Origin of the sequence: Actinokineospora alba (assembly GCF_004362515.1) — a bacterium.
GTDB lineage: Bacteria > Actinomycetota > Actinomycetes > Mycobacteriales > Pseudonocardiaceae > Actinokineospora > Actinokineospora alba.
The window spans coordinates 2988332-3008913 of the sequence record NZ_SNXU01000001.1; the positions used below are offsets into that span (position 1 = coordinate 2988332).

The 20582-nt window shown below is 66.6% G+C and carries 21 protein-coding genes; 19 read left to right on the plus strand and 2 right to left on the minus strand.

Annotated features, from left to right (window positions below):
- Nucleotides 1-15: 15 nt before the first annotated feature.
- From C8E96_RS13860 to C8E96_RS33260, 8 genes are all read left to right on the plus strand, one after another.
- The gene (locus C8E96_RS13860) at nt 16-1125 is read left to right on the plus strand and encodes a glycosyltransferase family 4 protein (protein ID WP_228769804.1); all 1110 of its coding nucleotides are present in this window, start codon (nt 16-18) and stop codon (nt 1123-1125) included.
- 24 nt (nt 1126-1149) lie between these two features.
- Nucleotides 1150-1413, plus strand: a complete 264-nt coding sequence (locus C8E96_RS13865; RefSeq protein WP_133794435.1) for a hypothetical protein — start codon at nt 1150-1152, stop codon at nt 1411-1413.
- Between the two features lie 20 nt (nt 1414-1433).
- Nucleotides 1434-1652, plus strand: a complete 219-nt coding sequence (locus tag C8E96_RS13870) for a hypothetical protein (RefSeq protein ID WP_133794437.1) — start codon at nt 1434-1436, stop codon at nt 1650-1652.
- Nucleotides 1645-2205: a helix-turn-helix domain-containing protein gene (locus tag C8E96_RS13875; RefSeq protein ID WP_133794439.1), complete on the plus strand. Its 561-nt coding sequence runs from the start codon at nt 1645-1647 to the stop codon at nt 2203-2205. The genes C8E96_RS13870 and C8E96_RS13875 overlap by 8 nt, the downstream gene beginning before the upstream one ends.
- Before the next feature lie 347 nt (nt 2206-2552).
- A complete protein-coding gene (locus C8E96_RS13880) occupies nt 2553-3806 on the plus strand; it encodes a tyrosine-type recombinase/integrase (protein ID WP_091373195.1) in 1254 nt (417 codons plus the stop codon).
- Nucleotides 3803-6238: a tyrosine-type recombinase/integrase gene (locus tag C8E96_RS13885; RefSeq protein WP_228769805.1), complete on the plus strand. Its 2436-nt coding sequence runs from the start codon at nt 3803-3805 to the stop codon at nt 6236-6238. The genes C8E96_RS13880 and C8E96_RS13885 overlap by 4 nt, the downstream gene beginning before the upstream one ends.
- Nucleotides 6239-6255: 17 nt before the next feature.
- A complete protein-coding gene (locus C8E96_RS13890; protein ID WP_091373199.1) occupies nt 6256-6987 on the plus strand; it encodes a DUF5677 domain-containing protein in 732 nt (243 codons plus the stop codon).
- A 53-nt stretch (nt 6988-7040) separates the two neighbouring features.
- Nucleotides 7041-7196 (plus strand): hypothetical protein, encoded by a 156-nt coding sequence (locus C8E96_RS33260; RefSeq protein ID WP_166657988.1) that lies wholly within the window; start codon nt 7041-7043, stop codon nt 7194-7196.
- A gap of 402 nt (nt 7197-7598) precedes the next feature.
- Here the strand turns inward: C8E96_RS33260 and C8E96_RS13895 are convergent, their stop codons facing one another.
- Complete coding sequence (locus C8E96_RS13895; protein WP_091373202.1) at nt 7599-8048, minus strand: winged helix-turn-helix transcriptional regulator; 450 nt, start codon at nt 8046-8048, stop codon at nt 7599-7601.
- A 220-nt stretch (nt 8049-8268) separates the two neighbouring features.
- Here C8E96_RS13895 and C8E96_RS13900 point away from each other — a divergent pair, with 220 nt between their 5' ends.
- Nucleotides 8269-9234, plus strand: a complete 966-nt coding sequence (locus tag C8E96_RS13900) for a nucleoside hydrolase (protein ID WP_228769806.1) — start codon at nt 8269-8271, stop codon at nt 9232-9234.
- Between the two features lie 10 nt (nt 9235-9244).
- Here the strand turns inward: C8E96_RS13900 and C8E96_RS13905 are convergent, their stop codons facing one another.
- Nucleotides 9245-11545, minus strand: coding sequence for an ATP-binding protein (locus C8E96_RS13905; RefSeq protein ID WP_091373211.1), 2301 nt, complete (start codon nt 11543-11545; stop codon nt 9245-9247).
- Nucleotides 11546-12060: 515 nt separating this feature from the next.
- On the opposite strand from C8E96_RS13905, the gene C8E96_RS13910 reads away from it, so the two are divergent.
- The 10 genes from C8E96_RS13910 to C8E96_RS13955 all read left to right on the plus strand — a co-directional run bounded on the left by C8E96_RS13910 (nt 12061) and on the right by C8E96_RS13955 (nt 20580).
- Nucleotides 12061-12453 carry a DUF6355 family natural product biosynthesis protein gene (locus C8E96_RS13910; protein WP_133794441.1) on the plus strand — a complete coding sequence of 131 codons (393 nt, stop codon included), beginning with the start codon at nt 12061-12063 and terminating at the stop codon, nt 12451-12453.
- Between the two features lie 187 nt (nt 12454-12640).
- Complete coding sequence (locus tag C8E96_RS13915) at nt 12641-13495, plus strand: hypothetical protein (RefSeq protein ID WP_091373218.1); 855 nt, start codon at nt 12641-12643, stop codon at nt 13493-13495.
- Between the two features lie 363 nt (nt 13496-13858).
- Nucleotides 13859-14275, plus strand: a complete 417-nt coding sequence (locus C8E96_RS13920) for a hypothetical protein (protein WP_228769861.1) — start codon at nt 13859-13861, stop codon at nt 14273-14275.
- Nucleotides 14276-14382: 107 nt separating this feature from the next.
- Nucleotides 14383-15312 carry a hypothetical protein gene (locus C8E96_RS13925; protein WP_228769807.1) on the plus strand — a complete coding sequence of 310 codons (930 nt, stop codon included), beginning with the start codon at nt 14383-14385 and terminating at the stop codon, nt 15310-15312.
- A 121-nt stretch (nt 15313-15433) separates the two neighbouring features.
- Nucleotides 15434-16141 carry an SAF domain-containing protein gene (locus C8E96_RS13930; RefSeq protein WP_091373223.1) on the plus strand — a complete coding sequence of 236 codons (708 nt, stop codon included), beginning with the start codon at nt 15434-15436 and terminating at the stop codon, nt 16139-16141.
- Nucleotides 16141-17070, plus strand: coding sequence for a chromosome partitioning protein (locus tag C8E96_RS13935; RefSeq protein WP_091373226.1), 930 nt, complete (start codon nt 16141-16143; stop codon nt 17068-17070). Before C8E96_RS13930 ends, C8E96_RS13935 begins: the two co-directional genes overlap by 1 nt.
- On the plus strand, nt 17067-18494 hold the full coding sequence (locus C8E96_RS13940; RefSeq protein WP_228769808.1) for a CpaF family protein: 1428 nt from the start codon (nt 17067-17069) through the stop codon (nt 18492-18494). The genes C8E96_RS13935 and C8E96_RS13940 overlap by 4 nt, the downstream gene beginning before the upstream one ends.
- On the plus strand, nt 18491-19423 hold the full coding sequence (locus tag C8E96_RS13945; protein ID WP_091373229.1) for a type II secretion system F family protein: 933 nt from the start codon (nt 18491-18493) through the stop codon (nt 19421-19423). The genes C8E96_RS13940 and C8E96_RS13945 overlap by 4 nt, the downstream gene beginning before the upstream one ends.
- Before the next feature lie 12 nt (nt 19424-19435).
- On the plus strand, nt 19436-20329 hold the full coding sequence (locus C8E96_RS13950) for a type II secretion system F family protein (RefSeq protein WP_091374163.1): 894 nt from the start codon (nt 19436-19438) through the stop codon (nt 20327-20329).
- A 59-nt stretch (nt 20330-20388) separates the two neighbouring features.
- Nucleotides 20389-20580: a hypothetical protein gene (locus tag C8E96_RS13955; protein WP_091373232.1), complete on the plus strand. Its 192-nt coding sequence runs from the start codon at nt 20389-20391 to the stop codon at nt 20578-20580.
- The last annotated feature ends 2 nt before the right edge of the window (nt 20581-20582 follow it).

Sequence of the window (20582 nt, forward strand, 5' to 3'; positions counted from 1 at the left end):
CCCAGTCCGCTGACCGTGGCTTTCGTCCTGGCCTCCTACACCCGCGATGCCCCCGAAGGGATGGCACGTGCCACCGCCGCCCTCGCCAACGGACTGCGCCAACTCGGGCACCGGGCCCTGATCATCACCGCTGCGGCCCCATCCAGGGGGACAGCGATCGAGGAGGACCTGATCGTGCTTGGCTCGGTCGGCGTCGACTTCCCCACCGTCGACGACGACCTTCGGGACGCGATCAGCACCCATGGTCAAGACCAGATCATCACCGAGGACCTCCGGCGCCTCTACCACCGCCACCAAGTCGACATCGCCGTGTATGTCGACGCCCTGTGGGGACTCGGCCGGCTCGCCCCCACTTGCGAAGGCGTGCGTTCGGTGCTGGCGATGCACGTGGTCGGCCATGACGAGGATCTGTGCGCTGCGCTGGAGCGTGCGAATGTGGTGATCGCGCCCTCGATCACCGTCCTCGACCAAGCACATGACCGCAGCTTCGACAGCACCTGTTGGAGGTTGGTGCCCAACGCGCTGCTCCACGACCACGCACCGCCGGATTCCCAGCGCCGGGAAAGAATTCGAGAACGCGGTCTCGTGCGCGTGCTGGCCCGCCTCGGGCCAGAGAAGAACATCCATGCTCTGCTGGACGCTGGCCGCGCCGTCGAACATCCCGTCGAGGTCGTTCTCGCTGGCGCCGGGTTCGAGCAGAACCGCGGTGCCCAAGCAGTCGAGTACCGTCGCTGCCTCCATTCCGCCGCACGTCTGCGTATGGGCAGCCTCCAGGGAGATGGCCTGCCGTGGGACCAGGTCCAGCCGTGGCTTGCCGAAGCCGCCGTGGTCATCGTGCCCTCCACGAACGAGACCTTCGGATTCGTCGCGTTGGAGGCGATGAGCGTGGGCACGCCCGTCGTCACCTTCGGCGTGGGCAACCTGCGTGGGCTCGTCGGCACCGACGAGGACGCCGGTGGGGTAGTGGTTCCGGCCTCACTTGGCCCGTTCGGACTCTGGCGTGCCGCCGAACTGCTGCTCGACGATCCGGTGCGCTACGCAGCGCTATCACGGGCTGCGTACTACCGGTCGCGGGACTATCTGCCCACCGCAGTCGCCCGTGACTTCATCAAGGCGGCGCGGTGATGTCCCACGACTTTGGTGGCGATGATGTCCGTACTGCCCCGCCCCTACTTGTCGGCCGCGCCCGACCCGTTTCCGATGTCCGTCGGTTGCCTGCCCACGCGGCATGAGGTGGTGGCCGTGCGCACACCCGACACCCGTCGACACAACCGGCTGGCCCCCGCCACCGTGGGCATCGCCAGTCTCATCGTCGGCGACCAGGACGCCATGGCCTACGCGCGCGGAGGCGGCGGCCACCGAAGTTCGAGAACGAACAACCATCAACCACAGAAAGGTGTCATCACTTGTTGATCTTGTATTGTCTGTACGAGGTGATCGGTCTGGTCTGCGCCGGAATCGTCTTGCGGACCGCACCCGATCTCGACTCGGGCGTGGCCGTCAAACGTATCGTGCTCGCGCTCGCTGTCATTGTGTTGTGGCCCGGTTGGCTCGCGTTGTCGATGGCTCACCGATCCCGGTGGGGTCGGAAGCTGATCGACCGCTGGGTGTTCGGCCGCTGGGCGTTCGGCAAGCGGAGGCGTGATGCTTGATCGTGGCGTCGATCCTTTCGAGCGGGCGACCCGCGGATTGTCTCCGGCCGAGATGGGAGCCGCCCTCGGCATGGAGCTGCGGCTCGCGCGCATTGGGCTGGGATGGAGCCGGCTGGACGTCGTCGATCACCTGACGGACGACGGGATTCACAAGCAGACGTTGGCCTGCTATGAACAGGGCGTCAGGCGTATGACCGTGGAGCGGTGGCTACAACTGTGCCAGGTGCTGACGGTGTCGCCCGTCGCGCTGCTCACTCGGGCCATCCAGCGATCCACCTCCGGGGCGATCGAGGTCGATCTCCACTCGCTGTGCCAGGACGCGCCCCACGTGCCCCACCCGGTACTCAAGTGGGCACGTCGACGCATCAAAGGCAATCCACTCGGCGATGGTCGCGCCCACCTGACTGTGCCGGTGGTGACCGAGCTGGCGATCGCTCTCGGCCTCCGGCAAGCCGACCTGACCGCCCTGCTGCGTCGTTACGTGGCCGAGGCTCATCCCGCCGTCCTTCCGGAATCCCCTGCCGAGAGTATCGAGGATGCAGTATGCAGTTGATCACCGCCCGTGACAGCGGGCATGACGAAGGGGTTCCTAAAATGACCCGCCGCACTTGACAATCCACTCGCGTCGGCCAGCGGGCAGTTCCCGCTCGCACCGCGGAGCTACCCATCAGCACCCGAGGTGCCACCCCGTCAGCCTCAGGCCATGGGGTCGCTCTGACATGGTCGTCGTGCCACCGCCCACCTCCCGCGAAGCTCAGCGTCACCGCGACCATACCGGCCCGGACGAACTGGGGATTGGACTATTGACCGGATTACCGGGCGACACGCCGGGGTGAGTCGCCCGGCCGATAGAGCTTGATCGGTAGACCTCACTCACCTTGATCGAGAGGGTGGTGTGAGTTGTTCGATGAGAAGGGCCGGGATGTCGCCGCCATTCGTCTGCCGCAGTGGGGTCGGGTGACGGCTGCTGAGGGGCCGGTGCCGTGGCTGGTGGTCGACGATTGTGGTGTGCCGGTGGAGCCGATCCGCCGCTACTTGGCGGACTTCGTCGCCGCAGGCAACAGCGCTGGGTCGGTGCGCAGTTACGGCTATGCCCTGTTGCGCTGGTGGCGGTGGCTAATCGCGATCGGCGTGGTGTGGAACAAGGCGACCCCGGCCGAGGCCCGTGACTTGGTGCTGTGGATGAAGCAGGTGACCAAGCCCCGCCGGTCGCCGCGCACGGTGTCGGCGGCCACGGCGGGCACAGTCAACCCCATCACCCGGAAGCGCCATCTCGGTGATCAGTACGAATCGCGCACTATCCGCCACTCGAACGCGGTGGTCCGGGCGTTTTACGCCTTCTGGATCGAGGACGTTTGCGAGGGACCCCTGGTCAATCCGGTCCAGCTTGACCGTCGTCACCGGGCTCAGCGGCCAAACGCGCGACACAACCCGCTGGAGCCGTTTCGACCAGAGGGAAGGATTCGCTACAACCCGAAGCTGCCGAAGCGGCGACCGCGGGAGATACCGGACGAACGCTGGAAAGACGTGTTCGGCGGGATGCGTTCGAACCGGGACCGGGCGCTGCTCTCGATGGGCATTAGCTGCGCCGCCCGCGCCTCCGAGCTTCTCGGCGTCCGTGGGGTGGACCTGGACTGGAGTGACCAACTCGTCAGGGTGATCCGCAAGGGCACCGGTGCTGAGCAGTGGCTACCGGCCAGCCAGGAATCGTTCGTTTGGCTGCGCCTCTACCTCGCTGACCTCGGAGAGCCGCTAGGCCCGAATGAGCCGGTCTGGTGGACGTTGCCCCGCCGCGACCGAGGTGACGGGTTGCGCCGACAACCGATGAACTACGAGGCGCTCCGCGGGGTATTTCGGCGCGTGAACACCCTACTCGGCACCAACTGGACGATGCACGATCTCCGACATACGGCCTCGTTGAGGATGGCTCGTGACGAGAACCTGTCGCTTCGGGACGTGCAGGTCATCCTTGGCCACGCTCACCTGGCCACCACAGCCGATGTCTACATCGTCGAGGACGAAGCCCAGGTCGTTCGTCGAGTCTTGCGGCACCTGGCCGAACGGGAACATCGCGCGAACCAACCACCATCGCCGGTTGCGGTCGGTTACGACGGTGATGATCTGGCGATTCTGTTGGGAGGACGGCCGTCTTGACCACGCACACCAAGCCGCCGCAGGGGCTTGAGGACCGTCGCGGTTCGGGCACCCCGATCTTCAAGCGGAACGACGAGTTGCTGGACATGCCAGTCCCTGGCGGGCCACGCGATCACTGGCCGGTCAACGCCATCCTGGAGATGTTGCCGACGCTGCCTACGTGGCCATCTGGGGCGGAGCACAGCGACTACCGGACGCGCATCGCCAGCGGCGTCCGCGCGATCCTTGAGTGGTTGAAGTCCTGGCCCGGTCAGGGTTGGCAGGAACGTTGGGTCAGCTCGGGCGCAGACATCGGCATGGACTGGATCGACGTTGTCGTCGCCGCCGATTCACGCAGCCTGTCCACGGCCCGCGCCTCCATCGGGTCTGGGCTAACTAGTTTGTTGCTGTGCCAAGTTGTCTTCCCCAGCTACACGTTCCTGGCCGCCTTCCGTCCTACCGGGCTCTACGCCCACGCACGAGCACTGTTCCGGCCCGACTTGTTCGCACAGCTCGAAGCCCGAAGCAAGGAACTCAAGATTCCCCGAGCCGCGCTCTCGCAGGCTTTGTGCTTGATCAGCAAGGTCGTGCTGCACACGGGCCGCGATATCGACGAACTCACCGCCGAGGACATGCTGACCTTCCGAGCCTGGGCACAGCGGCAACGCCGCGGCGCCGGGATTTCCGGCCTGGGCGCGGCCTGGGGATTGCTCCACGGCATCGCGAAACTTGGCGACCACACCTCGATCAGGGATGCGCTGCGCCACGGACAACGGCCGACCGCGGAGCTCGTGTCCGCTTACCGCATCCAGTGCCTACCTGTGAACGATGCGCTCGTCCGCTACCTCGACGAACGTCGCCCGGCGCTCGACTACAGCAGCTTCACCAGTCTGGTCAGGATTCTTGCGGGCACATTCTGGGCCGACATCGAACGTCACCACCCCGGCATCGACACTCTCGACCTTCCCCGGGACGTCGCTGCCGCATGGCGCGACCGGTTGAAGACTATCCAGAGCAAGGACGGCAGCAGCCGACCCCGAAAAGATCACCACCTCATCTTCATCCACGTCCGTGCCTTCTATCGAGACCTACAGGAATGGGCGTTGGAGGACCCCTCTTGGGCGCAGTGGAGCTTTCCCAATCCAGTTCGCAAAGCTGACCTCGCCGGCCAGGCGAAGGCTCAGAAGAGGCGGACCGCAGCTATGCACCAACGAGTCCGCGAGCGCCTCCCACATCTGCCAGTCTTGGTCGAGACGGCTGAGCGGCACAAGGCCGAAATGGCAGCACTCCACGCCGTCGCCGAGCGGGTCGCGCTCGGAGACATGTTTATCCAGAACGGAAGCACATACTGCCGCACGGCACCCAAGTCATATCGGAGTAAGGCCGACTACCGGCACCTTACGCCGCCGCTGCACGTCGAGGACCTGACGACGGGTGACGTTCTTGATCTGGACCGGGCCGAGCATGATGCGTTCTGGGCCTGGGCGGCGATCGAGGTCCTACGGCACACCGGGATCCGCATCGAGGAAATGCTGGAGACCACCCACCTTGGTCTGGTCTCCTACCAACTGCCGGACACCGGTGAGATCGTGCCGATGTTGCAGATCGTCCCGTCGAAGTCGAACGAGGAGCGGCTGCTACTGGTGGGCCCTGAGCTGGCCAGCGTCTTGGCCAGCATCATCTCCCGGCTCCGGCGCGACAACGGTGGCACCGTCCCCCTGACCACGCGCTACGACGGATACGAGCATGTCGTCGGTCCAGCGCTGCCGCACTTGTTCCAACACAAGCTCAAGGGCTGGAAGTGGGAGGTGCCCAGTGTCAGCTTCTTCTACAGACTGCTCGACAAGACTCTTGCTCTGACTGGGGTGACCACCGCCGACGGCGAGCCGTTGCGCTACCGACCACACGACTTTCGGCGGATGTTCGCCACTGAGGCGGTCACGGGCGGGCTCCCGATTCACATCGTCGCCAGGCTGCTTGGGCACGCCAACATCAACACCACACAGGCATACACCGCCGTCTTCGACGACGACCTCGTCCGAACCTACCGGGCCTTCCTCGACAAGCGCCGCGCGCAACGACCCGAAGCGGAGTACCGCGAACCCACTGAAGAAGAATGGAGTGAGTTCCAGCAACATTTCCAACTACGCAAACTGGAGCTGGGCGAATGCGGCCGGCCTTACGGCACGCCCTGCAAACACGAACATGCCTGCATCCGCTGCCCCAGCCTCCGCCTCGAACCCCGCGCCCGGCCGCGACTGATCGAGATCATCGCCAGCCTCCGAGACCGCATCGACGAAGCCAGACTCAACGGCTGGTCCGGCGAGGTCGCCGGACTCACCACAAGCCTCAACGCCGCCTCCAACAAACTCGTCAGCCTGGACCGCATGATTGACCGCGGACCGAGCGGAGGCCCAGTCGGGCTCGGCATCCCAGTGATCGGCCCCAGTTGAGCCGCGACGGAGGAACCATGACCACCGACAACGACCAGTCCAGCGACCCGACGGCCACCATCGGCCCTGATCAGGCCCGTGAGGCGGTCCGTATCCTGATCGAGGCGTTCGACAACCTGACCAACGCGGGCGCGGTCAGAGTTCAAGCAGGCAGCGCGGAGCTGTTCCGATCCGTGTTCGGGTGGTGGGCATGGATCAACAACAGCGCAAAGCTCGTCCTGCTCGCCCACGACAACGGCCGCGGCCATGAAGCAGCCCCGAGCGTTCGATCGATTCTTGAACACGCCGTAGTGATGCAGTGGGTCATCGACGACCCCGACGCCGCGACGGAAGCTGTCGCCGCGAAGGCCGACGAGGACCGTCGGAAGCTGCTCGATGAGATCCAGGCTCTTAAGTGGACCATGCCGGCCGATGTCACCCGACCCGATCGGACCATGCAGACGATGCTTGACTTCGCTTCACTCTGCACTCGCTACGGAGCCAAGGCCTTCTACGCCCCCTATCGGATGCTGTCCGCGCACGTCCATCCCAGCGCCAAGGGCGCCGAGGCCTACCTCGACCCCGACACTCTCCAACTCCGTAACTACGCCGACAGGCCCGCTGGGCCAGACTTGGTGCTCATCACGATCTGCTTGATCCAAAGCGCCCAAGTCATCGACGCCTTCCTCGCCGATCAACCCCTCGCCACCGCCATCGCCGAGACCAACGCACTCTTCGGCCACAGCATCAACCCCATCAAACGCCCATAACCGATCATGGCGAGCGCGGGTTAGTCCAGAAAAGGCTGAAGGCCCGTCAGACGATGCTGGTCGATGCGGTGGTGGTCGGTGTGACGGGCTCGGTCGGAAGTCCGCTGGAACTGGTGCTTGCCCGCTCCGATCAGGGCGGCGAGCTGCGGTGGATCGGGCTGTCCCTGCCGCTGCCTCCAAAGCTGGGGATCTGGCCGGGCAGCTGGTGACATCCGACCGGGGGATCGCCGCGGCGCGTGTCCAGCGGAGGTTTCGGCCTGCCGAGCACCGAGCACCTGCCGGTCAACGCGGACTGGTGGTCAAGGTCCAAACCGAGGCGAGCGTGGAGCAGTTCACCTCCCGGCTCCGCCCGCGCGGCACCGGCTCCACCGACCTGACCGCCGATAATCTCGGCTGAACGGGGCAGGCTCCGAATACAGCCCCAGGCCAAGGTCATCGACCTCGTCATCAAGGTCGTTCTTGGGCTACGCAACTGACAATCTCATCAGTGACCGCTCCCTGATCAGGCCACGGCAAAGGCGAGTAAACGCCCGAGGACTGCCATACCGGCCAGTACGCGAAGCAGGTCCGTCCTGGGTTTGATATCGGAAAGCACGCTTAGCAGAGCTTCCTCAGCATGCCCTCGCCGTGGCCGTCATGTAGCCAGTTGATGTGCCGATGCGGGTCCGGATCTCGGTTGTGCAGTAGACAGCCGGGATGAGCCCTGACAGGAGCATGGTGGCCCAGGTGGTCAACTCGTAGACGGTGGACTTGGGAAACGTCGCGGTCAGTTCGTCCCGGGTGATGAGGCCGTTCTCTTCCATGCGCCGCAGCGTCCGGCCGAGGATGCTGTCATGTAGTCGCCGTTTTGGGTCGGGTTGGCCGGTCCCGGTGCACTGGATCTCGGTGAGGATCTCGGTGAAGTGCCGCGGACCGCGGGCCAACGTGGCAAGGATGGCTGGTATCCATTCCCCGTCAAGGACACGGGTCAGCTCGTGCAGTCCATGCCAGTAACTGGTACTGCCCTCGGCGCTGACCAGGACTTGTTGATCGTTGCGTCGATCGTTCGAGTGTTCGTTCATGGCGTTCCCCCGAGCCGGTCGGGCTGAAGTGCTCAGTAGTCAGCAAGTTAGCCCTCTATTGGCGGCAGTGGCCCCCCGCTTCGTCCGCTACCGTTTGCATGTGTTTCATCATGGGCCCTGAAGACGCGTGATGGGAGGTGCACCTTGTCGACTCTTGAGGGAGACAGTCCGCGGCCGTGCATCTTCCGTTGGTCTTATGCCCGGAATTCCTGGAGGCTGTGTGCGCCTGATTGTTGATACCGACCCAGGCATCGATGACGCTCTGGCGCTGCTGTTCCTTGCCGCGCAACCCGACACGGAAATCGTGGCGGTGGGTAGCGTGCACGGCAATGCGTCGGCTCAGCAGACCGCGGTGAACGCGAGGCAAGTTCTTGACCTCGCTGGGTTGACAGGGGTCCCCGTGGCCGTCGGCGCCTGGCGTCCGCTGGCCCAGCCTCTGCAGACCGCAGAGTTCGTCCATGGAGCTGACGGATTGGCCGGTCGTGGTGGTTTGTTAGGCAAACAGACTTGGGGCGGAGAGTCTGCAGCGGAGCAGTTGGTGCGATTGGCGCGGGCAAACCCCGGGGAACTCACGTTGCTGGCCTTGGGACCGTTGACGAACGTCGCCTTGGCCTTGCTGTTGGAACCTGATCTTCCCCGCCTGCTGCGCAAAGTCGTGGTATTGGTCGGAGCTGTCGGGGTGCCGGGTAACCTGACCCCCTACGCGGACGCGAATGCTTTTCATGATCCGGAGGCCGCGGACCTGGTGCTCGGGGGCGGCTTCACTCTGACAGCGGTGGGGCTCAACGCCACCGAGGCCGCGCGGGCCGACGGCGCGTGGCTGGATGCCTTGAGTGAGTCCTCGGAGCCGCGGGCGCAGTTCGCCGCGGCGGTGCTGGCGCATTATGTGGACTTCTACACGAACATGTTCGGTCTGCGCGTCGCCACGTTGCACGATCCGTTGGCTGCCGCGATCACGGTGGATCCTGGCCTCGCGACCTACGAGCAGATGGTCGTGGGGGTCGAGCTGGGCGGTGTCCATACCCGGGGGCAGACGTTGGCCGATTTGCGGCCACTGTCCAGTGACGCGCATATCGCCAATAGCTTTGCGGCAGGTCGCAGCCCGGTGTCAGTTGTGACCACCGTGAATGCCGACGTGTTTCTCGATCGACTCCTTAACACCCTGATCAATCCCACTCAGGTGTAGGCGCGTCAATCTAGTCGAGCGGTGATCTCAGGCGCGCGTCGGCGACGTGGGCGAGCGCGGACTTCACATCCTGGGCGCGGGGATCGCCGAGCTCGTCGAAAATGTCCGCCGCCTGTTGCCAGGATTGTCTCGCTTCTCCGTGCTGCCCGTTGTCGAACAGCGCGTGCCCCCGCTTGTGCAGCACTTCGGCCTCACCCCAGCGGTCGCCGATGTCGCGGCGGATATCGAGTGCTTCCGCTGAGGCTACGAGGGCGTCCTCGGTCCGGCCTAGCTCGCGGTAGGTGTCGCTGAGTTTGATCAGGGTGTAGCTCTCCCCGTGGCGATCTTGGATCTCCCTCGAGATTTCCAGGGCCCATCGGAGATGGTCGAGTGCGTCGTCGAAGCGGCGCAGTTCGCGGAAGACCACCCCGAGGTTGGCCAACGCGATGCTCTTGAGGTGCAGATTGCCCACACGGGCCGTGAGGTCGTCGCCGTCGGTCTGGGCGATCTCGTCGCGCAGGTCGAGAGTGCCCTGGAACCGTTGAGCCGCCGCGTCGAAGCGGCACAAATCGGTGTCGAGGAACCCCAGGGCGGTCAGAGTCCACGCCTCGCCCACTCGGTCGCCGATGTCCCGGCGCATCGCGAGTGCTTGCTCCAGGTGCACTCGGGCTTCGTCGAAGCGGCGTAGCTCGCGGTAGGCCAAGGCCACGTTGTTCAACAGCCACGCCTCGCCGAGTCGATCACGGCCTTGTCGGGCACCCACCAGCCCGACCTCATGGGACGTAATCCAGGCACTCCACCGTTTACGCAGGAAGAGGAAGTTCCACAACCCCGCGGGCAACTTCCAAGCGGTCTCGTACTCGCCCAGCTCGACGGCCATGCGGGTCGCGGCGACGAGGTTCGGCAGTTCTCGCTCGCACCAATCTAATGCGTCCTCGTAGCGGGGAAACTCCGGCAGCGCCAGAGCGAACCGCGGCTCGGGTAGCGACGGGTTGGGACGCTGCGGTGCGAGAACATGGTTGGCCTCGTATGCGGTACGCAGATACCACTCCAGCACTCGCTGTGCTGCCAATCGGCGTTCGATGCCGGGTTCCTCCGCCGCGGCGCGTTCGGCTGCGTACACACGCAGCAAGTCGTGCATGTAGTACTGATCGCCGGGGGCGCCTTCCAACAGATGCACCGATATCAGCCGATCCAGCACCCGCCGGGCAACGGCAGTGGGAACGTCGGTCAGCGCAGCCGCCGCGCCGGCGCTGATGTGCGGCCCAAGATGGAGGCCCAGGAGGCGGAACAGCCGGGCCGCTTCCCCGCTGAGGTCCCGATAGGACCAGGAAAACACCGTACGAATGGCATATGAGTCTTCCGTGACCAACGCATCTAGACGGTCTTGCTCATCACCGAGCTCTGCGACGAGGTCGCAGACGAGATGGTGTGGGTGGGTCGCCACCCGCTCGGCGGCGATGCGCAGGGCCAAGGGCAAGTGCCCGCACCGTTCCGCAAGCGCCTGGGTCGCAAGGGGTTCTTCGTCCACACGGTCATCGCCGATGACGTTGCGCAGGAGGATGTTCGACTCGTCCTCGGTCATCGGCCCCAGCGTGGTCCGGTGATCCTGGCTCACATCGAGGCCGGTCAACCTGCACCGGCTGGTGAGGATCACACCGCATCCGTCCGAAGCCGGCAGCAGGGATTCGACCTGAGCAGTGTCAAGCGCGTTGTCCAGCACCAACAGCGCGCGCCGCCCGTCCAGCAGCGACCGGTACAGTGCCGCCCTGGCTTCGACCCCGTCTGGCACGCTCCCCGTCCGCACTCCGAGTGCCAGAAGAAACTCCTCCAGCACCGTCGCCGGGCGTGCGGGGTTCCCGTCTGGCGAGTGAGCGTGCAGGTCGACATACAGTTGGCCGTCCGAGAACTTGTCCTTGATCTCGTGTGCCAGTCGCAGTGCCATTGCGGTCTTTCCCGCGCCAGGAGGCCCATCGATCGCGACCAGGCGCGGGGTGCCCGTCATACGAGGACCCGTCAGCGCGTTCTCCAATTTGTCGAGTTGCGCTCGCCGACCGACGAAGGTCGCTGCCGCGGCGGGCAATTGCGCGAACCGTGGTATCCCACCTTCTGGGACCAGTCCGAGGAGGCGACCGCCCGCGTCCAATACGTCGTCACAGCGACGCGCCAGTTCATCGGTCGGCGGCTTGTCCCCGGTCTCGACCTTGCCGATATATCCGCGGGAGTAATGCACCAGGGCTGCGAGACCAGTCAGTGACAACCCTCGTTCTTCACGTCTCCGGCGCAAGGCTCGCCCGAACGGTGAACTCTCTCCCGGCTTCACCCGCCCCATCAGACCCCCTCACTTCGCTCCCTGTCACAGCATCGCAGGCGAGAGCCGTGTCGTTGGTGCCATAGCGGGCACCAATCACCCGAAAGCGTTACGCGTCCGCGTCAGAGGGTCACGTCGGCGCGTAGCCCCGATCGAAACGCGCCAAACACGATCCCCGTCGGCCGTCAACCAGCTCTTTCCCAGCCAACCAGACCTTACGTGCTGCTACGCATCTGCGCGCCCAGATCCCGACAGCGGCAATCCGGCCAGCTGGCGAGATACATGAATCTGCTCCGCTTTCCGTTCCCGCGAACGGGTGAAAACGCGGCTATTCGCCCATACGGACTTTGAGGATCGTCCTTCCCAACATTGCGGTCGGTCGGGGGCTGTCGCGTACACAGAGAAAGTCCTCGAATCGTTGAGCGGTCCCCATAGCCACTCCATCCGGCTTCCACGAACGATTGTCTTCCGGCGTGACGATCCACTGTGTCCGCACGCCTCACCGGATACACAAGGAACCAACTGGGAGGAACGCAATGCACACCAACCGAATCCGACACGCGCTCACAGCTACAGCCACCGCGGCGGGCATTCTTCTGGCGCCCCTGATCAGCGCACCGGTAACCGCGGGCGCGCCGCCTCAGGGTGAGCAAGCAGGCGCCTTGCCTTGTGGTTGGTTCCGAACCAACCACGATCCCGCTGGCACGACCTCGCGCTATCGTCACTGTGCCAACAGTTTCATCATGATCAGAATTCATTGGAGCAACGGCGCGAGCCATCGTCTGTGTGTCGAGCCGTGGGAGAACATCCCCTTCTGGCGCGACGGCAAGCACATCGTCACCAACGCCTACTACATCCCCGACCGGCCCCGGGTAATCATCAGGCCCGACGGCAGCCGTTACTGCGGGGCAAGCCAGCCCACCATCTGATCACTCGATTCGGCCTCTTGGCGCACGTGGTCGCCCGATGTCGACAACACCGGGCGACCACCGATTTCTACAGAGGCCGCCCAAATCCACGACCGCGGCCAGCGGCTGTTGGTCCACCTGTTCTAAAAGAGCGCAACCCTCAAACAAGGTCGAGCGAGATCAACTTGAGGGGATCAAGGGGGTACACATGAACGGGTCACCGGTTACCGAAGGGCAGTTTCGGGCGGGCGCTGCCCTGATGCTCTGGCGACCTGGGCTCGACTACAACATGGTGCGGCGCCGCGCATTGGCGGAATCAGTGTCGTCGTCCTCGTCGATCCATGTCGTGCTCGGAACCGCGGTCGTCGTGATGGGCGTCAGCGTGATCCCGACGGCGATCGGGTGGTTGTGCCTGCTCGGTGGCGCCTTGGCCGTCGGCATCAATGTGCTCAGAATCAGTGTCGACTACCGGTACATGGACACGGACCACCAGCACGCTTCCTGCTTCCTGGAGCAGGTATGCGGGGAGTTCTTCTACCATACCCACGACTTTGTCGGTTTGGAGCCACGGGTCGCGCACTCGGTGCACCGAATCATTGACTCGGTGCACTCGATGCACACCAGCTCCGCCGCAGTATGGCTCAGCGCTCAACAGTTGCATGACATCCATCAGGTCGCGTGGGATGCGGTGGAGACCGTCGCCAAGACCCGCAGGCTGCGCGTCATTGTAGCCGACTCGCCCGCTTGTGCGGCCGGGATTGATCTCACGTTGGCTCGTTCGCAGCTGGCGAAGGTAGACGACACCGTGGGGGAAATTGAAGCCTACATATGCGAAGCGGTGATGCTGATGCAGTCATGGGAATTGAAGCTGATCGAGATCGATCTGCGTGACAGACTTCGCATCGAACTCGAGTCCGGTCCTTACCACACCCTCCACGCTGCCCTTCGTCGCGCGCAATCGTTACCCGAGGCTGTTTTCTCTCACATCACGGCTGCCCGGGATCTCACCGACGCCGGCCGCTTCGACTGGGAGACAAAACATCCATCCCGAACGGAGGACTGACTGCTCGTGACATGCACAGCGAGTGATGGTCGCCCAAAAGGGTGAACTTTCGTCCAACGGATCATTCCTACCTCAAGGTCCGTGCTTGCGAACGTTGAAGTGAGTGAGGGTGCATGGTGTAGACCTGCTGGAGTTAGTGAAGTGTGGCATTCGGCTGATGTTCTCTGTCGTACCAGGGGGTGGCTTGTGACGGAAAAGGTACTAGCCAGCGGGGTTCGCCGGACAACGGTGAACTCCCTGTTGGGCCTCGCGATAGCGGCGGTGGCCGGCTGTGGTCCCGGCGCGGCGAACCCGTCGCCCGGCACAACCCCACCGGCCGGGCAAACACAGACCTCGGCGCCTCCGATCATCATGTTGTCCATTGTGGACAAGGCCAAGCAGGACGCGCTCATCGCCTATCGGGGCATGTGGAAGGACTTCGTCGCGGCCGGGACCACCTCGGACTGGCAGTCGCCGACGCTGGGTCGGTATGCGACGGGGGTCGCGCTGACGAACATGTCACGGTCGTTGTACGCCGATCACGCCAACGGCTTGGTGACCAAGGGCGAACCCACCTACGAGCCTGCAGTGTCCTCTGTCGAGCCTTCCGACAACCCGAACAAGATCGTGATCACGGACTGCTCCGACGATTCGCGCTGGTTGAAGTACAAGGCCGCCACCGGGCAACTCGCCAACGACACTCCGGGCGGCCGACACCTCATCAACGCCATCGTCCTGAAGCAGGCGGACGGATCATGGAAGGTGTCGGAGTACGGCGTCCACGAGGCGGGGACATGCTGAGACTACGAAGCGTCTCGATCGTGACAGGACTGGTGGTAGTCGGCGGCATATGCGGTGTGGCTCCGGCGTTTGCTGACGGCGGCTATGGCAACACCACTTGCAACCAAATGCCAGCCCCAGTCTGTGACCTCGGCGCGGGCAAGGGCGGCGGAGACAGCAAGCCGGGTAATACAGCGGGCAAGGGCAACCAGGTGCCGGACCGTCCGGGCTCGGGCGACTCTGGCAATGGCCAGCGCGGCACCGGGGACGTGATCATCGGCGGCGACTCGAACCTGGCGAGCTGCTCCTACGTCAAGAGCGACTACCAGCCGCCGTCGGACGGGGTGGTCACGATCGCCTTCACCAAGCCGCTGGACACGGGCGGCGGCGTGCAACCGGCTGTCTTCACGCGCCCGGTGGCGGGTGGTGTGGTGGCGGCTCGCGCTGCGGCCCAGCCGGTGCCGGGTCAGCCGGGTGCGTGGTACCTGTGGAAGTGCTCGACAGCGGGTGTCGCTGACGGGTTGTTCCGGCCGCCGGTATGGATCGCCGACGGCCAGCAGCCGGGTGCGGCGCTGTTGCCCTCGCCCGCCGAGTTGGCGGCGATGGCGCGCAAGCAGTTGCGACTGCCGACGCCGACGATCGCGGCGAATCCCGCCGCGGACCAGTTGGTGAATCTGCCGACCTGGATGTGGCTGTCAAGCGGGTGGGGGCTGGTGTCGGCGACCGCTGCGGTGCCGGGCGTGTCGGTCACTGCGGTCGCGAGGCCGACCTCGGTCACGTGGGCGATGGGGGACGGCGGCACGGTCACCTGCAGCGGCGCGGGGACCGCGTTCCGTTCGGGCACGGACCCGAAGTCGCCCTCGCCGGATTGCGGTCACACCTATCGCCACTCGTCGGCCGGCCAGCCCGGCCAGAAGTACCCGGTGGCCGCGAGAGTGCATTGGACGGTTAATTGGTCCGGCGCGGGTCAATCCGGGACCTTCCCGGACCTGACCACGACTGGCAACGCGGCTTTCACGGTCGCGGAGTCCCAAGCCCTGAATAACGGCGGCGGCTGACCCGCTTTCGCGGGCATCACGTTCCCCTTCACAACACAACACGAACACCACCACGATCCACCGCTCGCTGAAACCCTCGGCGACGCGGCGCACTACCCCCATGCCTGGAGGAGGTATCGGCGTGAGCACCACCATCCCGACGGAGACGGACGGGCCCGTGAGGTCGGTGAACGGCTCGTGGGGCACCGATGGCCGCAAGCCCGCCTCGCGGCTGCGCGGAGCGGCACGGCGCCGCAGCCTTCCGCACCTGCTGCTCGGGGCGTTGCTCGTCCTGGCCTGCGCCGCTGCGTTCCTGTTGGTCTCGCTGAACACCGGGGACAAGCGGTCTGTGCTGGCGCTCGCGCGGCCGGTGTCGGTCGGGCAGGTGCTGGGCGTCCAGGACCTCAAGCAGGTCAGCGTCTCCGTCGGCCCCGGTGTGTCCGTTGTGGACGTGGGCCAGGCGGCCACCGTGGTGGGCAAGACATTGTCGACGAGCCTGCCCGCTGGGGCGTTGCTCACGCTGGAGTCGGTGAGCGGGGCCGGTGTCCCGGCGCCGGGGCAGGCGTTGGCGGCGCTGTCGCTGAAGTCCGGTCAGTTCCCGTCGGAGATCTCGCCCGGTGTGCGCGTGTCGGTGGTGTTCGTGCCCGGCCAGCCGGGCACGGGGCTCGCGAGTCCGCCTACCGCGGATGAGGCGACGGTGTGGCCGGCGGTGGTCACCAGCGTGACCAGCCCGCCGAACCAGCAGATCACCGTGGTGTCGGTGCAGGTGAGCGAGGCTGCTGCTCGGCAGGTCGCCGCGGTGCCCGCGGGGCAGCTCTCGATCGTGATGCTCGCGGCAGGGGGTCGATGATGTTGATCGCCGTTGTGAGCGTCAAGGGTTCGCCGGGGGTGACCACCTTCTGCACTGCTCTGGCCGCGCGGTGGCCGGACCCGGTGCGCACCGCGTTGGTGGAGGCCGACCCGTCCGGCGGGGATATCGGGATCCGGTTCTCGATGGAGTCGACGCCCGGTTTGGTGAGTCTGGCGGCTGCTGCCCGCCGCAACGAGGACCCGGATCTGCTGTGGCAGCAAGCGCAAACCCTGCCCGGTGGGCTGGCGGTGGTGTCCGCTCCATCGGATGCTGACCGCGCGCGGGCCGCGTTGTCCGCGCTGGCTGAGGCCGACCCGCCCAGCGGGGCGAGCATCTTGCGCACGGCCGCGAACACGCCGGGCAGCGTGGTGATCGCCGATTGCGGTCGGATCGACGCAGGATCGGCCGCGTTGCCGATCGTGCGCTGCGCCGACGTGTTGATCCTGTTGACCCGAGCCCACGCCGACGACCTCGCCCACCTGGCCCGTCGGCTGCCGGTGATCGGCCGCTGGACCCCGCATCCGGAGATGCTGCTGGTGGGCGAGGGCTACTCACCGACGGACGTGGCCCGCGAACTCGGTGTGCGACCGCTCGGGCGGATACCGGACGACCCGCGCGGCGCGGCCGTGCTGTGCGGACGGACGGCCAGAACCTCGCGGTGGCGCCGCGGCGGACCGACGCACTCCGCGCTCGGCCAGGTCGCGCACAAGGTCGCCGAGGCGATCCTCGCGCGGCAAGCACCTGCACCCGTCGCGCCGGGCCAGGGGCGTGCCGAGGACGAGCCGGTGCCGATCTTGCGGGCCGTGCCCGGCGTGCCCGCCACCGCGGTGGCGGCAGGCGGCCTGCGGCTCGCGCCATCACCGCAGCAACCGCACCCCGATGCGGTTCCTGGCGGCAACGGCAGCTCGAGTGGAGGGCAGGCATCGTGACCGATCAGACCAACGGCTACCCGCCGCCCGTCCCGCTGCTGCCCCACCACCGGCCAGAACCCGCCCCGTCTGGTAGCGGCGAACCCCCGCGGAACTCGGAGGCTGTGGGGCGGTTGCGTCAGCACCTGCGCGACACGCTCGGCGCCGAGCTGCCGCAGCGGGTGGAAGCCCAGGAACGTCGCACGGGGGCGGCGGTCACCAGGGAGGCCCGCCGCGAGTTGGCGCGGGTGATCCTGGACGGGGCGGTCGCCGCGCACAGCGAGGCCGAGCTGATGAACGACCGCCCGTTGGTCGGTCGCGACATCGAGCAGCGGGTGATCACCGAGGTGGTCAACGAGTTGTTCGGCTTGGCGGGCCTGCAGCCGTTGTTGGACGACCTGAGCGTGGAGACGATCAACGCCAATCGCTTCGACCGGGTGTTCGTCCAGTACAACGACGGTCGCCGCGCGCAGGTCGCGCCGATCGCGGCGACGAACGAGGAACTGACCGACCTGGTCCGGCTGCTCGCCGCGCGCGCGTCGAGCCAGGAACGGCGTTTCGACCACGGCAGCCCGGCGGTCAACCTTCAGCTCCCTGGCGGGGAACGGCTGTTCGCGGTGATGGGCCTGACCGCGGGCGGGGTGACGGCGCTGTCGATCCGCCGCCACGGCTACCTCACTGTGACGCTGCCGGAGTTGCGGGCTCGCGGCACGATCGACCCCGGTCTGGAGCAGTTCCTGCGCGCGATGGTCCGCGCGCGGAAGAACATCCTGATCACCGGCGGCACCGGCGCGGGCAAGACCACCCTGCTCCGCGCGCTCGCGTCGGAGATGGACCCGATGGAGCGCATCGTGACCATCGAGGACGCCTTCGAACTCGGCCTGGAACTCGACCCCGAGATCCACGCCGACGTGACCGCCTTCCAAGCACGCGAGGCCAATGTGGAGGGCGAGGGCGCGATCTCCCAGGCCGAGCTGGTCCGCTACGGGCTGCGCATGAGCCCGGACCGGGTGATTGTCGGCGAGGTCCGCGGCCCGGAGCTGGTGCCGATGCTCAACGCGATGAGCCAGGGCAACGACGGCTCGATGGCGACGTTGCACGCCTCGTCGTCACGGATCGCGTTCACGAGGTTGGCCTCCTACGCCGCCCAAGGCCCGGAGAGGCTGACTCTGGAAGCCACGAACCTGATGGTCGCCTCGGCGGTGCACTTCGTCGTGCATCTGGCCCGCGGGCTGGATCGCGCCACCCGCGTGGTGTCCTCGATCCGCGAGGTCGTCGGCGCCGACGGCCCCCAGATCGTCAGCAACGAGGTCTACCGTCCCGGCACCGACCGGCGTGCCCGGCCGGTCGCGGGAGCGCTGCGCACCGACACCCTCGACGATCTCATCGACGTCGGGTTCCACCCCGACGTCCTGGAGGAACCCGACGGCTGGTGGCACCAATGACCGCCGCGGCCACCACGATCGGCGCCACCCCCGCCCTGTCCGCCCTGCTCGGCCTCGGCGTCGGTGTCGGGCTCCTCCTGGTCATCACCGGGTGGCGCGGACGCGACCCGAACCAGCCGGGGTGGCTCAGCCGCACACGAACCCGCCGCACACAGACCGCCCAAGGCGATCAGCGCCGGGCGGTGCGAATCGGGGCGGCGGTCGCGGTCGGCGTGCTGACCGGGGTGACTACGGGCTGGGTCGTCGGCGCGGTGCTGGCCGGGCTCGCGGTCTGGGCGCTGCCCCGCATCCTGGGCCGAGACCCTGAACATGCCCGCCGTATCGCCAGGATCGAGGCGATCGCGACCTGGACCGAAATGCTGCGCGACACCCTGTCCGCGGCGGCCGGACTGGAGCAGGCGATCCTCGCGACCGCACCGCTGGCGCCGACGGCCATCCGCGGCGAGATCACCGACCTCGCCGCCCGGATCGAGCACGGAGACCGCCTTGCGCCCTCGTTGCGCGCGCTGGCCGACCAACTCGCCGACCCCACCGGCGACCTGGTGATCGCCGCCCTCGCGCTCGCCGCCGAACAACAGGCCCGGCAACTGGCCGACCTGCTCGCCTCACTGGCCCAATCCGCCCGCGAACAAGCCTCCATGCGGATGCGCGTCGAAGCCGGACGAACCCGAACCCGCACCAGCGTCCGGGTCATCGTCGGCACCACGCTGTCCTTCGCCCTCGCGGTGGTGGTCCTCAACCGGGCTTACCTCGCCGCCTACGACGGCGTCACCGGACAGCTGGTTCTGCTCGGCATCGGTGTCCTCTTCGGACTCGGGTTCGCCTGGCTCGCGCGCATCGCCACCGTTGCCCAGCCCGACCGTTTCCTGTCCCCGACCAGCAACACCACCACGGCACAGGCCGCGCTGGTCGCCGGAAGGCGGGAGTGAGACGTGACCAGTGTGATCACCGCCCTCATGCTCGGCGCCGGATTCGGCGTCGGCGTGTGGGCGCTGGCGGCGTGGCTGATCCCGCCCCGCCCCGCGCTCGGCGCGGTCCTGGCACGCAGCACCACACCACACCCACCCACGCCGATCCTGGCCGCCGAGGACACCGGCTGGGCCGCCAGGATCGGCCACCCCGCCGTCGCCCCGCTGCGCGCGCTGGGCCTGCCCGGACAACGGCTGACCCGCGACCTGGCCGTCATCGGCCGCCCGGTCGCCACCCACCTCGCCGAGAAAGCGACCCTGGCCATCGGCGGGCTGCTCGCGCCGGTGCTGCTGCAACTGCTGCTCACCCTGGCCGGCCTGCCGCTGGGTGTGGAGTTCCCGATCATCTCCGGGCTCGTCCTCGCGGTCGCCGGGTTCGTGCTGCCCGACCTGCGGGCACGTTCCGAGGCAGCGAAGCTGCGCACCGGGTTCAGGCACGCGTTGTCGGCGTACCTGGACCTGGTGTGGATCACCCTGGCCGGTGGCGCGGGAGTGGACAGCGCGTTGAACGATTCCGCCGCCATCGGCCAAGGATGGGCTGTCGAGCAGATCCGCCGCGCCCTGGACGCCGCCCGCCTCATGCGCACCACGCCGTGGGCCACGCTGCGCCAACTCGGAGAGGAACTCGACGTCACCGAGTTGGCCGAGCTCGCCGCGTCGGTGAGCCTGGCCGGCACGGAAGGCGCGAAGGTCCGGGCCTCGCTCGCCGCGAAAGCCGGCGCGCTGCGGACCCACCAGCTCACCGACGCCGAAGGCGACGCCCAAGCCGCCACGGAGCGCATGTCGCTTCCGGTCATGGTGCTGTTCCTGGGCTTCCTCGTCTTCATCGGCTACCCCGCACTCTCCCAAGTCCTCAATGGACTGTGAGAAGCCCATGGGGTTCACCGATTCCGACGCCACGAGGCGCACACCGAAAGGAGGACACAATGCTCGACCCTCATCTGACGGCATTGTGGGCGGCGCTGAAAGGCCGGTGGGAGAAACTCCACCAGCAGCCCGACGCCGGGTACTCGACCGAGACGGTCCTGGTGACCGCGCTGCTCGTGGTGGCCGCGCTCGCGGTCATCGCGATCATCGTGGCCAAGGTCGTCACAAAAGCCAACGGCATCACCTTCTAGCC